The 14,185-nt window shown below is 40.3% G+C and carries 10 protein-coding genes; 6 read left to right on the top strand and 4 right to left on the bottom strand.

The genetic code is table 11. The features are described from left to right. Positions 1 to 24 precede the first annotated feature (24 nt). A complete protein-coding gene (locus ACSSVW_RS01230) occupies positions 25 to 1,626 on the bottom strand; it encodes an amidase (RefSeq protein ID WP_454178666.1) in 1,602 nt (533 codons plus the stop codon). Positions 1,627 to 2,471: 845 nt separating this feature from the next. Next, a complete protein-coding gene (locus ACSSVW_RS01225) occupies positions 2,472 to 3,383 on the bottom strand; it encodes a hypothetical protein (RefSeq protein ID WP_454178665.1) in 912 nt (303 codons plus the stop codon). Between the two features lie 1,466 nt (positions 3,384 to 4,849). Here ACSSVW_RS01225 and nosR point away from each other — a divergent pair. The 6 genes from nosR to ACSSVW_RS01195 all read left to right on the top strand — a co-directional run bounded on the left by nosR (position 4,850) and on the right by ACSSVW_RS01195 (position 12,550). Further along, positions 4,850 to 6,985, top strand: a complete 2,136-nt coding sequence (gene nosR, locus ACSSVW_RS01220) for a transcriptional regulator NosR (RefSeq protein WP_454178664.1) — start codon at positions 4,850 to 4,852, stop codon at positions 6,983 to 6,985. A gap of 43 nt (positions 6,986 to 7,028) precedes the next feature. Further along, on the top strand, positions 7,029 to 8,921 hold the full coding sequence (nosZ, locus tag ACSSVW_RS01215; RefSeq protein ID WP_454178663.1) for a TAT-dependent nitrous-oxide reductase: 1,893 nt from the start codon (positions 7,029 to 7,031) through the stop codon (positions 8,919 to 8,921). Positions 8,922 to 8,993: 72 nt separating this feature from the next. After that, a complete protein-coding gene (locus ACSSVW_RS01210; RefSeq protein WP_454178809.1) occupies positions 8,994 to 10,307 on the top strand; it encodes a nitrous oxide reductase family maturation protein NosD in 1,314 nt (437 codons plus the stop codon). Next, positions 10,300 to 11,220 (top strand): ABC transporter ATP-binding protein, encoded by a 921-nt coding sequence (locus tag ACSSVW_RS01205; protein ID WP_036972038.1) that lies wholly within the window; start codon positions 10,300 to 10,302, stop codon positions 11,218 to 11,220. Before ACSSVW_RS01210 ends, ACSSVW_RS01205 begins: the two co-directional genes overlap by 8 nt. Further along, a complete protein-coding gene (locus tag ACSSVW_RS01200; RefSeq protein ID WP_036972040.1) occupies positions 11,217 to 12,035 on the top strand; it encodes an ABC transporter permease in 819 nt (272 codons plus the stop codon). Before ACSSVW_RS01205 ends, ACSSVW_RS01200 begins: the two co-directional genes overlap by 4 nt. Next, a complete protein-coding gene (locus ACSSVW_RS01195; protein ID WP_199524404.1) occupies positions 12,035 to 12,550 on the top strand; it encodes a nitrous oxide reductase accessory protein NosL in 516 nt (171 codons plus the stop codon). The genes ACSSVW_RS01200 and ACSSVW_RS01195 overlap by 1 nt, the downstream gene beginning before the upstream one ends. A gap of 79 nt (positions 12,551 to 12,629) precedes the next feature. Here ACSSVW_RS01195 and ACSSVW_RS01190 read toward each other — a convergent pair whose 3' ends face one another. Beyond that, positions 12,630 to 12,893 carry a hypothetical protein gene (locus ACSSVW_RS01190; RefSeq protein ID WP_454178662.1) on the bottom strand — a complete coding sequence of 88 codons (264 nt, stop codon included), beginning with the start codon at positions 12,891 to 12,893 and terminating at the stop codon, positions 12,630 to 12,632. A gap of 315 nt (positions 12,894 to 13,208) precedes the next feature. Further along, positions 13,209 to 14,141 (bottom strand): 23S rRNA pseudouridine(2604) synthase RluF, encoded by a 933-nt coding sequence (gene rluF / locus ACSSVW_RS01185; RefSeq protein WP_075593245.1) that lies wholly within the window; start codon positions 14,139 to 14,141, stop codon positions 13,209 to 13,211. Positions 14,142 to 14,185: the final 44 nt, after the last annotated feature.

Here is a 14,185-nt window from a genome sequence, read left to right as displayed (position 1 = left end):
TATTTTCAGGGGAGGCACTACAAATTAATTGTATTTGTATCCAATCAATTGCTCTAACCGATGCGCAATTGCAATCAACTCTTTTTCACTCAATGCACCCCCCGTAATAGAAAGTCCAACGGGCATATGATGCACTTTACCCATAGGCAGCGTTAAATGAGGGTAGCCAGATACAGCCGGGTAAGTAGAAAAGCTGCCCGTGAAGTGATCCCCATTGATACGGTCTATTGACCACGCGGGTGTTAAAGTCACAGTAATAATTGCATCAAGATTGTGTTCTTTAAGCATTCTATCTAAGCCATCTGCTCTGGTTGCTTGATGCACTTTTTGTAATGCTGTTAGATACTTCTCGTCGGTTAACGTTGCTTTTTGCTGCGACTTTTCAAATATTTCTTGTTGAAAGTAAGGCATCTCCTTAGTAGCGTGAGCTTGATTAAACTGGATCAACTTTTCTAGTGTCAGCGATTTATATTCGTTTGGCAGTTGAGCAAGGTAGTCATTTAAAGTCGCTTTAAACTCATAGAGTAAAACATCATAACTATCTTGATAAAAATGATCATATGGCTCTGTCGATAACCCCTCAACTAATAAAGCACCTTCTTGTTCGAGCATCTGTTTAGTCTGGTTAAAAAGTGACTCAACTTGCTCATGAGCAAGTGGCGCAGCATACAGTACACCTAAACGCTTGCCTTTTAATGAGATGGCACTTTGCTCTGGCGTATAGTCATAATTAAGGTGCCCTTTTGCGATGTTTGTTGCGGGATCTTTTTCATCAAAACCTTGCATAACTGACAGTAAAATGGCCGCGTCAATTACCGAGCGTGTCATAGGCCCCGCTGTATCTTGCGTATGAGAAATAGGCACAATGCCATGGCGGCTCAATAAACCTACCGTGGGCTTTATACCCACAATACCATTTGCAGAAGACGGACACGTAATAGAGCCATTTGTTTCAGTTCCAATCGCAGCAACACTTAAAAAGGCGGCAACAGCAGCACCAGAGCCTGAACTAGACCCGCACGTAGAACGATTTAAATCATGGGGATTACGCGTTTGCCCCCCAATCGCACTCCACCCAGACGATGAACGTTCAGAGCGCATATTGGCCCATTCACTTAAATTTGTTTTGCCTAAAATAATGGCCCCTGCACGTTTAAGTTTGGCAATAATTGGCGCATCTCTGTGCGTAAAATTATCTTTTAATGCTAACGAGCCTGCCGTTGTAGGCATAGTCTCAGTTTCGATATTATCTTTTACTAAAATTGGTATGCCATGCAAAGGGCCGCGTAACTTACCATGACTAAGCGCTTCATCAAGTTGCATAGCTATGCTTATAGCATCGGGGTTCATTGCAACCACAGCATTTAATTGAGGATTGAGCTCATCGATTTGCTGAATAAAAAACTGTGTTAATTCAGTTGCTGTGAGCTGTTTTTCTTTCATTGCCTGAATTAATTGCGGGATTGTACTTTGTTGAACAAGGTTTTTTAGTTGTTGATTTCTTTGTTCAGAGAGTGGGGTATTTTCTTTTGCAGACACGTTAACTGTAAAGCATAAAGCGGCTAAAAAAACACTTAATGCGAATGCAGGTAAAGCACGAATAACCTGACTAATTCCTGTATACATTTGTCGTTCCTGTTTTATAGAGTGTTGTTGATTGTTATTTTAAAATCGGTATTTACCCATACTTTTATCAAAAATTGCTATTTCTTTACTACACAATGGATTAAACACTGAGCGTTCTCTTGCCCATTACCAGCACCAAATACCCATACTGTTTAATAGTCTAGCCCGACGAAGGTACACGGTGCTAAATGAGTGTTTTAGTCAAATCAGCGATATTGGGCATGCACTGCTTATCTTTTAATTTAACGTCAATCGCGTCAGTTACAAAGCAGCATTTTCAATCAGCGCTTGCTCATAGCCATCACGTTAAATATTCTCACGAAGAAAATTGAGTCTATAGCCTGTGGTATTGATGAAACAGGCACTATGTTGTAATCACTGCCGCCAAGGCATGCCGTTTCTTATTGTTCAAGCAGGTTATCTGAGCCGCAGGCCGACTTTGATGATCAGATAGAGTTCTCCAACACACTCCTTTCGTTTACCGATATTTGGGCAAATCAATTAGGTTACTCTTATTTAAAGCCTTCATTTAATCATCGTTTCGTTCAATTGAAGGCTGTTATCAGGTCTTTCTTTTTGTCACGTTTTTACACACCTTTATAGTAAATACAAAATAAACACGCCAAGTATTTTATCAACGCACCTAATGATTCCTATCTAGCTGGTTTTGTTGTGTATTCACTCTTCATTTTAATGAACATTTACAATGCAAAAAGTAATATCTGACCCAATTGTTACCACTTACCTACTCTTACCCAATCTAGAGGTTAATTTGAGATAGGCAATTACAGAAATTAGTTACAGTCTCATAAGTGGCAGAATGACCCTTAATTTTGAAGGATAACTCATTCGCAACTTACAGTCGCAGCAACACACTCAGTTCCATTTTCGTTACAAGTTAATTTTGTTGGGCAAGTACTACCTCCACCAAAACTTCCATTTACTGTAACATCTATATTCAAAGTGCCAAGGTATTGGATATAAGACGAAGAGTATACGCCTGACGCATCATGATTCTGCATTTGAAAACTAGACGTAGGGACTAATTGACCATCAGCAGTATATGCCAACCCTAAATCAACAACTTCAAATGTAAGTTCCCCATCTACGAATTGAAAAGCAATTTTGACCTCAATTTTTGTACCATCAGAAAGAGTAAACGTTACTTTTGTATTATTGATTGAATGTGATGCAACACTTGCCAAAACGGCTCTTGATTGGGCACTTGTTTTACCTGCAATAATAGCTGCAGCTGCTTTAGCATTATCTAAGTTTCTAAGAATGTTAGCAGCATTTCGGATATAGAACTCAACTTCTTGCTTGAATGCTTCTTTGGCAAGCAAAGCTTGGTATACATCTTTAAAAGCAAAACGACTATCTAACGTGTATCCTCGTCTAAAGATATCATTTATCTTTTCATACGATTCCCTGACCGATTTTAATTTGCCACTTATCTCACTATCACTAGAATCAACATGAGCATTAACCTCTGTTTCGGAACGATCCTTACCAACATTCACTGGCGTCACATTGACGGTTGTAACCGATAAAATGCCCCCAGTAATATCCAGATAATTAACCTCGTAAACACCAACACCTGAAAGTGAATACATTGATGCAGCATGAGAACTGATTGTTTGATCAGAACAACCGTTACACTTAACCAAATTAACAGAGATAATTTGTGGTTTTTCAGACGCGTATAATGCGGATGTGAAAAAGTTAAATAAAATAAATAAAACACTGATTTTCTTCATAATAAACACCATCCCTTGTAGCATGAATTAGTAAAATATTTTTATTCGTCAATAAAAATTAGCGCAATTTCAAAACAAATATAAAGAGCAGATATTCTGATGTATGTTTTCGCGATTCATGATTAGCTTGTATTAAATTAATGCAATTATCATTGAATGGAAAATCTTTCGACAGACGTTTTCCCAGAAGTTTCAAATATGGCTAACACGCTGAATAAGAGCATGTTGCTCAAGCACATTACGATAAACATCCTCTTACTTAGAACATATATACATAACGTCTGTGCGGCGAAAAATATCCTTGCTTTTTATTCTCGAAGCGCTTTATTTATTTCTTGATAGACCCATTATTACTTATAGCCACGCTATTCACTGCTTTCTTAATACCGAAGTTGTTTAACGATTGCATAGAGATGGACACCACGTTCTAAAACATCGTCAAGCGCTATCAGCTACATTTGGTCTATTATGAAACTTGCCGCTCTTTATGTTCTCAAATACATTAACTTTTGATTGTATTTTGCGCAACCGAATCAGACCAATTTCTTAAGAAACTAACGTTCTAAACTGTGATAACAGATATACACTATTACATCATTTATCATATGCTAACGCGTTGATTATGGTACTTTGCAAGGTTGTTTTTAAGTTACCATAAAACCTTTCAAGCTCATCATTATTAATGCATGGGCTTATACTAGCTCTAATACTATAGCTAGTAATAAGTTCCGCTCTCTCTTTTTACCAACCCTTGAATCTTAAAGAGCGAAACAATCAGCCCCTCTTTAATCTTGTAATCACTGCCACCAAGGCATGCAGTTTCTTATTGTTCAAGCAGGTTATCTGGCCGCAGGCTGTTAAAGAGCATGGCTGACGGTGAAATAAACCGCTTTTTGGTGTTCATCACCACCCCCTTTTTAGTCATGCGGTACGACTGTATTTAATTACCTAAAAGTGTATATACATGGTATGTACGAATGTATTTTAAACACTCTTAAACAGTGATTTTTACACCAATATAAAACGCCATACATTGGGTTAAACACACCAAATAATTGTATTTAAATGAACAATAAAAACCATGCAACCGCTATTTACATGCGATTAAAAATACAAAGGCATGAATAAAAAAACCAAATTCAAAACCGATTAATCCTTCTTTACCAGTTTATTTATAAAATCAAGACTAAGCCTAACGCACTAAAAAATATTCCTTACACTACTCTTAGTTAGGTACTCCTTACTAGGTATATCATCTCTCTAAAATTTATACTTAAATTAATTATTAAATTTTCTGTAACACATTAACCCCACTCGAAAAAACACATGTAGTTAAATGTTATCTAGTCAAAAATTGATCAAGGTCACTAAAATCATTGTAAAGAAGAGTAAGGTTATTAATGAGAAAAATAAAACAATATAACTTTCCTAAATAAAGCCATTTATAAGGAATTGTTGGTGCTGTTATGAATATAAAATCAACCTGGCTTTTGTACCTCTGCGCGATGATGTTAATTATACTTACATTACCCTGCGAGGCGGTGTTTGTAAGCCCACCAAAAGATCCCATGCCATTCATTGAGGAAATTTTTCCCCAAGCGACACATATTGGTGAAAAACAGCGGATATCTAACGACGAAAGTGCGCCTTTCGCATGGGTCGTTTATCAAGACAAAAACGTACTGGGCTACGCTTTTGAAACCAATGATATTGCCAAAATTCCAGCTTATTCGGGCGAGCCAGTGAATATGCTCGTTACCATTGACCCCCAAGGTAATTATTTAGGGGTGAAGGTATTAGAGCATCACGAGCCGATTATTTTAACGGGTATCCCAGAATCAAAACTATGGGAGTTTACTGATCAATACACGGGCTTACATGTTAGCGATCGCCTTAAAGTAGGAGGCAGCAGCTCAGATAATATCGTCAACATTGATGGACTTTCTGGTGCCACAGTCACGGTCATGGTCATGAATGATGCGGTAACTAAGTCAGCAAAAAAAATCGCCGCACGTTTAAACATAATTGATCTTGAAGCTTTAAATCGCTTACCAATGGCCACTATAAAGCACGATGTTTATCAACCAGCAAGTTGGCAAGCGTTAACGGGTGACGGGTCTATTCGCCGCTTGTACCTAAGTCGAGAGGCCGTTGATGAGGCGTTTGTAGGCACAGAAGCAGAACACATTGATGCAGCTGCTCCTGAACAAAAAAGCGCTATGTTCGCTGAACTTTATTACGCACAAGCTAATATTCCTCACATAGGCATAAACTTACTTGGTGAGAGTGAGTACCAATGGCTTATGGCGCAATTAGCCCCCGGTGAGCATGCCTTTATTGTGCTAGGAAATGGCTATTCTTTTAAAGGCTCAGGCTACGTTCGTGGCGGTATTTTTGACCGTATTCAACTTTTGCAAAATGGCGATACCATTTCGTTCCACGATTTAGACCACTTTCGCGTCACTGATATTTACGCCACAGGCGCACCCAAATTCAAAGAAATGTCTATTTTTATCGCACGCGCTCACGATGAGTTTAACCCCGGAGCCGATTGGCAACTAGAGCTATTAGTACGCCGTCAAATGGGCGCTATCGACAGCACATTCACGAGTTTTAAAGGCGATTATCATACTTTAGATAAATATGTCAGTCGCCCCGCTATGCCTGAACCAGAAGCTGAATTATCACTGACGCAACAAGTATGGCAAGACAAGCAAGTGGAAGTGATTATTCTGCTGTTCCTCATGCTTCTATTAGGCGCTACCTTAATATTTCAGGATATTCTGGTGCGTCACCCAACCTTTTTACACAATTTCCGACACATATTCCTTATCGTGGTGGTGGTGTTTATCGGCTGGAGCTGGGGCGGACAACTCTCTGTAGTGAACGTATTCACTTTTTTACAAGCATTGATGTCTGATTTTTCGTGGGATTTATTTTTACTCGACCCCGTTATTTTCATTCTTTGGTGTGCTGCTGCGGTGACCATTATGATGTTCGGGCGCGCCGTATACTGTGGTTGGTTATGTCCATTTGGCGCTTTGCAAGAGCTACTAAATGTATTTGCACGCTATGTGAAGCTGCCGCAAATAGAGCCCCCTTTTGCAGTGCATGAACGTTTATGGGCCATTAAGTACCTTATTTTACTGGCTTTATTCGGCATGTCTCTTGACTCTATGGCTGTTGCAGAGCAAATGGCTGAAGTTGAACCATTTAAAACCACCTTCTTACTCAAGTTTGATAGGCAATGGCCATTTGTGTTGTATGCCGTGTCTTTGCTGGTAATTAATTTATTTAACCGAAAATTCTTTTGTCGCTACTTATGTCCATTAGGCGCAGCGCTCTCTGTGGGCTCTAATTTACGCTTGTTTAGTTGGTTAAAACGTCGGCCTGAGTGTGGTCAGCCATGTAAAACCTGCGCTAAAGAATGCGAAATACAAGCTATTCACCCTGATGGTTCAATCAATATGCGCGAGTGTCACTACTGTCTTGACTGTCAAGTCACCTATTTTAATGAACAGAAATGTCCACCACTAAAGAAACTTGCCAGGAAGAAGAATAAATTTCAGGAAAAAGAAATACCCACGGTGGACGTTAGCTAACTACGCCCATCACCAAGCACAATGAAATAACCGGAGGAAGTCCATGAGTGATAGGAAAAAGCTCCCAGAACAAAAACAGCTGAAAGACGAAAGCAGACGTAAGTTTTTTGCTAAAAGTGCTTTATTAGGTGCAGGTGTAGTTGCAGCGCCTATGTCAGCTACTATGTTCGCATCAATGGCTAAGGCACAAGCCGCAGAAGCAGGCAGTAACAGTGCCACTGTTCACCCAGGTGAACTAGATGAATATTATGGTTTTTGGAGTGGAGGCCACTCGGGGGAAGTGCGTATTTTAGGTATTCCGTCAATGCGGGAACTCATGCGTATTCCTGTTTTTAATACCGACAGCGCAACAGGCTGGGGTCTGACGAATGAATCTAAACGCATCAAAGGCGACAGCGCACATCTGCAATGTGGTGACTCACACCATCCGCATATGAGTATGACTGATGGCCGTTACGACGGTAAATATGTGTTCATTAACGACAAGGCCAACAGTCGTGTAGCACGTATTCGCTGTGATGTTATGAAGACCGATAAAATGCTAACCGTTCCTAATGTTCAAGCAATCCATGGCTTGCGTGTGCAAAAGGTTCCATACACTAAATATGTGATTTGTAATGGCGAATTCGAAATTCCCATGAACAACGATGGCAAAGCATCAATGGACGACATTAGCACCTATCGTTCATTGTTTAATGTGATTAATGCCGAAACCATGGAAGTCGCATTCCAAGTAATGGTGGATGGTAATTTAGATAACACCGACGCCGATTTTGACGGAAAGTATTTTGCATCAACCTGTTATAACTCAGAAATGGGAGTCACACTCGGTGATATGATCTCATCTGAACGTGACCATGTTGTTGTATTTAACTTACCGCGATGCGAAGCCGCCATTAAAGCAGGCAAATTTAAAACCTACAATGGCAATAATGTACCAGTGTTAGATGGCCGTAAAGGGTCAACACTCACAGCGTACATTCCGGTTCCTAAATCACCACATGGTTTAAATACCTCACCCAATGGCGACTATTTTGTTGCTAATGGTAAGTTATCACCGACTGTTTCTGTGATTTCAATTAAGAAACTAGATGACCTATTTGATAACAAAATTAAGCCTCGCGACACCATCGTTGCAGAACCTGAACTAGGCTTAGGGCCACTTCATACCGCATTTGATAACCGTGGTAACGCTTACACCACGCTGTTTATCGACAGCCAAATTGCGAAGTGGAGCGTTGAAGATGCTATCAAGGCATACAATGGTGAGAAAGTGAACTACATACGTCAGAAGTTAGATGTTCACTATCAGCCGGGGCACAACCATACTTCTCAAGGTGAAACCCGTGATGCAGATGGTAAATGGCTTATTGCACTGTGTAAGTTCTCAAAAGATAGGTTCTTACCTGTCGGGCCATTACGTGCAGAAAATGATCAGCTCATAGATATTTCAGGTGATGAAATGAAGTTGGTTCACGATGGCCCAACTTTCGCTGAACCTCACGACTGTATCATTGTTCACCGCTCTAAGGTGAAGCCAAATAAACTGTGGGAGCGAAACGATCCTTTCTTTGCCGATACTATCGCAATGGCAAAAGCAGACGGTGTTAATGTTTACGCTGATAACAAAGTGGTGAGAGACGGCAAAAAAGTACGTGTCTACATGACCTCAATTGCACCTAGCTTTGGCATGACTGAGTTTAGAGTGAAACTAGGTGACGAAGTCACTGTGGTTATTACTAACTTAGACCAAGTTGAAGACGTGACACACGGTTTCTGTATGACCAATCATGGTGTGCAGATGGAAGTTGCACCGCAAGCAACGGCATCCATAACGTTTATCGCTGATAAACCGGGTGTGCAGTGGTACTACTGTAACTGGTTCTGTCATGCACTGCATATGGAAATGCGAGGCCGCATGTTAGTTGAAGCGTAAGCTTCGTATTTGGGTATGGGACTTTCCCATACCCTTTATCGTTACAAATAGAAGGTTTATTGAGTGCAGTTAATTTGGTTACACCGTTTATGTGGAGCAATACTGCTCTGTTTTTCATGTTATTCGTTGGCAGTGAGTACGCGACTCTCTGCAGCTGATGATTTACAAGCGCAGTTAGATAGCGCAAAAGCAGGCGACACAATTGTTTTAACGAAGGGTATTTACCAAGGAAATTTTGTTGTCAATAAAGCCATCCACCTTATTGGTGAAACAGGTGCTGTCATTGATGCTTTAGGCGAAGGCCACGCATTACTGTTAAAAAGTTCACATATTTCGATTAAAAATCTCGAGATAGTGAATTGGGGAAATAACTTAACCGAACAACATTCCGGTATTTATTCAGATCAAAAAGCAGAGCAACTAATGATTGCCAATAACCACCTTAAAGGCGATGGTTTTGGTATTTGGTTACAAAAAGGCCAGCATGTACAGGTTTTAAATAACGTGATTGTTGGCAATAAAGCCCTGCGTTCAGCAGATCGCGGCAATGGTATTCAGCTCTCCAATGTGCAACATGTACTGGTTAAAGGAAATGATGTCTCTTACACGCGCGATGGCCTGTACATAATATCAAGCCAAGATAACGTATTAGAAAATAACACGCTTCATGATCTACGCTATGGCGTTCATTACATGTATTCCCACGACAATAAAGTACTCAATAATAACGCATACAATACGCGGGCTGGTTATGCCTTAATGAGCTCGCGCAATTTAGTGATCCAAGGTAATCGAACGACTAACAGTGAAGATTATGGGTTACTAATGAATTTTATTACCTCGTCAGACATCCTAAACAATCACATTTCTAATGTGTGGACCAAGCCCGAAAACAAAGTATTAGGGCGAGACGGAAAAGGTTTTTTTGTATACAACTCAGCGTATAACAACATTGTCGATAACGTGGTTGATACCACAGAAATTGGTATTCACCTCACTGCAGGCTCTGAGCATACGCAAGTGTATGGCAACAGCTTTATAAATAACCCCACGCAAGTCAAATACGTTTCCAATAAAAAACAAGAATGGAGTCACGATAGCCGCGGTAACTATTGGAGCAATTATTTAGGCTGGGATATGAATAATGATGGCGTGGGTGATGTTGCCTTTGAACCCAACGACGGAATTGATAAATTGGTTTGGCAATACCCAGAAATGAAAATGCTAATGGATAGTCCATCGGTATTAACACTGCGCTGGGTACAACGCCAATTTCCTGTATTAAAGCCTGCTGGTGTTAAAGACAGCTACCCATTAATGCGCTCCCCACACTCACCTCAAGTTATTAAATCGCAGAGTGATATCAAGGACAAACAACATGACTAACACGCCCGTGGTTTCAATGAACCAAGTAACAAAAAGCTATGGCAGTCTCACAGCAGTCAATAACCTTAGCTGCGAGCTCGCGCCCGGTGAAGTGCTCGGCCTTTTTGGTCATAATGGTGCTGGCAAAACAACCATGATGAAACTCATTCTGGGTATCACATCGCCAACAAATGGCAGTGTCGATGTACTCGGTGCTAAACCAGACTCCAAAGCCGCATGGCATATTCGATCCCAAGTCGGTTACTTGCCTGAAAATGTCAGTTTTTATGAGCATTTAACAGGAATAGAAGTACTCAATTACTTTGCAAAACTGAAAGGTTTTAACAAACAACACGCAAAAGATTTAATAGCGCAAGTAGGATTAACAGAGGCAATGAACCGCGCGGTTAAAACATATTCCAAAGGAATGCGTCAACGTTTAGGACTTGCCCAGGCATTTTTAGGTAAACCTAAATTACTATTACTAGATGAACCAACGGTTGGGCTTGACCCGGTTGCAACAACTGAATTTTACCAACAAGTTGACAACCTTAAAGCACACGGCACCAGTATTATCCTGTGCTCTCATGTGTTACCAGGGGTTGAGCGCCATATTGACCGTGCGATTATTCTGAGTAAAGGGCAACAACTTGCTTGCGGTAATTTAGCCAGTCTACGCGCACATGCAAACTTAGATATACGCATTAAAACTCGCGGTGTTTCCCCCTCTGAGCTCGTTAATGACTCACAATTAATGACCCATGTTGAACTCTGTCACGATACCGATTTATTGGTAAAAGACGAGAATAAAATGAATGTTCTCCGCGAGCTCGTTAAATACCGTCATTTAGATGATATACACATTGAACAACCCGATTTAAATCAGGTTTATCAACAAATTTTATCTCAAGCGCCACAAAAGGGAAGCATATGAAATCAGTCTTCACTGTTGCTGCAAAAGAGTTTAGCGATGGTCTTCGCAACCGTTGGTTGCTCTCAATTACAATTATTTTTGCCTTATTATCAGTAGGGCTGACCTATTTTGGCTCAGCGGTCGCAGGTGAAACAGGGTTAACCTCAACCTCGACCACTGTAGCAAGCTTAGCAAGTTTAGCTGTTTTTCTTATTCCTTTAATCGCCTTGTTACTCAGTTACGACAGCTTTGTAGGTGAGCTAGAAAGTGGCACCTTACTCTTATTACTTACCTACCCTATCAACAAAACCCAATTACTAATGGGAAAATTTATAGGGCAAGGAAGTATCATTGCACTGGCAATTTTAATTGGCTTTGGTGCATCTGGTGTCATTTTATATGCCCATACTCAGCAAACTGAAATTATTACTGTATTTTCATTATTCATAGCCAGTGCCGTTATGTTAGGCCTTAGCTTCATTGCTATTGCCTTTATAATTAGCATCTCGGTGAGTGAAAAGTCGAAAGCTGCCGGTGCTGCTTTAATCGTCTGGTTTATTTTCGCACTCATATTTGATCTCGGTTTACTCGCTCTTCTCGTAGGCACAGAAGATGGTATAAGCCAACAATCACTCACGTTTCTGATGATGTTGAATCCCGCTGATATTTTTAGATTAGTGAATCTAGCAGGCTTAGACAGCGCAGATGTAAACGGGGCTCTTGCTATTGCAATACGCTCAAGCCTGTCGCTTACTCAGTTGCTTTGCGTGCTCGTCGCCTGGGTTATCTTGCCATTAATTTTAGCCATCACACTATTTACTAAAAAGAGAATGTAATGAACGTTAAAACCTTACTGCCGATACTGCCACTTCTATTCATGCTTTGTGCCTGTGGGGAGAGTGAAATTAAACAAACACCCAGCCAAGCAGTTGCAATTGAAGCAACCGATGAATGTCATTTATGCGGTATGTTGATTTCAGAATTTCCAGGCCCGAAGGCTGAACTACTGCAAACTGATACAAACTCGGGCTCGGGCAAAAAAATACATAAGTTTTGTTCAACACGAGATATGTTCAGTTACTACCTAGAACCTGAAAACACACGTAATGTAAGCGATATTTTTGTACATGACATGAGTAAAACACCCTGGCATAAACCCGCCGATAATTACTTTATAAATGCGCGAAAAGCTTGGTATGTTGCGGGCTCATCTCAACAAGGCGCTATGGGGAATACATTGGCCAGTTTTGCAACTGAACAAGATGCGATAAACTTTCAAAATGAATTTGGCGGGCATGTCATTCGTTTCGAAGATATCACACACGCTATTCTAATGCCTGCTCATCATTAAAAATGATAAAAGCGATACGCAATCTACCCATGTAAATCAGGTAGATTGCTTTTATGTAAACGATACTTTTTCTAGTTTACTAGCTTCTGACAACAGTTCCCAAAGATTCACGGTGTTGAAGTAATTCATCAAAGCCTTGCTCATGTAATTTAGCTACGAGCTGTTCAAGCACGTCATCTTTTTGAGGCGCTACAGGCTGCGTTAATAGCAAAGAAGTAAGATTACCAAACCCAGGATGCTCAAAATCAGGATTCTCAAGGCCATGATGTGCTCTTAGCGTTAACAGCATAAGTGCAGCATAAGGTGTAAATTGCCAGTTCATATTGTCGAACTCAAAAAACATCTTACTTGGTTGCGATGCAACCTGAGCGACTTGATCATCACATAACTGATTTAGAAAAGCGGTAACTTCAGTTAAGTCAGTGCTATCCCAGTTATCTAAAATAGCTTGGCAAGCAAAGTCATCAACTACTGGTTTTAAGGTATTGCCACCAGCTATGTTATCGAGAAAGTAATCTAAATCGACTTAAAACTATATAAGAAGCAATACCTGGTACAAAATTGGGGGTTAAGCGATAAGTACAGTGTTGTTGGTGAAGCGAGCACCAACAACACATAATAGTTGAAGATAAAATTGAGCAAAACGCCGTTATAGCGTTTACTTTTTCAAGCTCAATGTGCCAGTGCGTTTTGTGCTACTTCGCTTTATTTGGTTTGACCTAGGTTTACCTTGATTCGCTTTATTCGAGCCTGGTTTTGAGTCTGTGCGGCCTTTTTTAACATAGCTAGAAAAGTCGCGTTTTTTCTCGCCTTCTGAACGTGGTTGAGGCGTTCTTGGCTTAGTTGGCTGTTTATTATCGTCAATTGAACGTTCCTCTGTTTTACCCGAGTCGGCAATTGAGTTATTAATTTCAGCCATCTCTTGCTCAGTTAAATGGCGCCATTGCCCCACTTTTAAGCCTTTTAACGTCACATTCATAATACGTGTACGTTTAAGCGTGACCACTTCGTAGCCGAGGTATTCACACATACGGCGAATTTGACGATTTAGCCCTTGCGTTAACACAATAGTAAACTGCTGTGGGCCAGTTTGTTTCACTTTGCACTTTTTCGTAACGGTATCTAAAATTGGAATACCATTTGCCATTTTGTTTACAAACTGACGATTAAGTGGCTTATCGACAGTGACTACATATTCTTTTTCGTGGTTATTGCCCGCTCGTAAAATCTTATTAACGATATCGCCTTCGTTGGTTAAAAAGATTAAGCCTTCAGATGGGCGGTCTAATCGACCAATTGGGAAAATACGCTCAGGATAATTAACCGCTTTTACAATGTTACTTTGAATTTTTCGCTCAGTGGTACAGGTAATACCAACGGGTTTATTATATGCAATATAAACACGTTTCGGTTTGGCTTTGAGTGGTTTACCATCAATAAGTACTTCATCAGCATCACTGACTTTAACACCCATTTCTGGCAAATTACCATTAACAGTAACACGACCTTCCTCAATATATTTATCAGCCTCTCTGCGCGAACAAAACCCTGTTTCACTGATAAATTTATTTAATCGCTTTAACTCTGTCATGGCACACTTCTGTCTTAATTTTAAAGCCGCTAGTTTATACCAGA

The sequence above is a fragment of the Pseudoalteromonas sp. MBR-15 genome (assembly GCF_053628915.1).
Note: the sequence above shows the minus strand (reverse complement) of the source record. Positions and strands in the feature narration are given on the sequence as shown.

Excerpts from the sequence above, each read along its gene's own strand:
- ACSSVW_RS01230 (WP_454178666.1), bottom strand. The coding sequence starts at position 1,626 with ATGTATACAGGAATTAGTCAGGTTATTCGTGCTTTACCTGCATTCGCA.
- ACSSVW_RS01225 (WP_454178665.1), bottom strand. The coding sequence starts at position 3,383 with ATGAAGAAAATCAGTGTTTTATTTATTTTATTTAACTTTTTCACATCC.
- nosR (WP_454178664.1), top strand. The coding sequence starts at position 4,850 with ATGAATATAAAATCAACCTGGCTTTTGTACCTCTGCGCGATGATGTTA.
- nosZ (WP_454178663.1), top strand. The coding sequence starts at position 7,029 with ATGAGTGATAGGAAAAAGCTCCCAGAACAAAAACAGCTGAAAGACGAA.
- ACSSVW_RS01205 (WP_036972038.1), top strand. The coding sequence starts at position 10,300 with ATGACTAACACGCCCGTGGTTTCAATGAACCAAGTAACAAAAAGCTAT.
- ACSSVW_RS01200 (WP_036972040.1), top strand. The coding sequence starts at position 11,217 with ATGAAATCAGTCTTCACTGTTGCTGCAAAAGAGTTTAGCGATGGTCTT.
- ACSSVW_RS01195 (WP_199524404.1), top strand. The coding sequence starts at position 12,035 with ATGAACGTTAAAACCTTACTGCCGATACTGCCACTTCTATTCATGCTT.
- ACSSVW_RS01190 (WP_454178662.1), bottom strand. The coding sequence starts at position 12,893 with ATGTTTTTTGAGTTCGACAATATGAACTGGCAATTTACACCTTATGCT.
- rluF (WP_075593245.1), bottom strand. The coding sequence starts at position 14,141 with ATGACAGAGTTAAAGCGATTAAATAAATTTATCAGTGAAACAGGGTTT.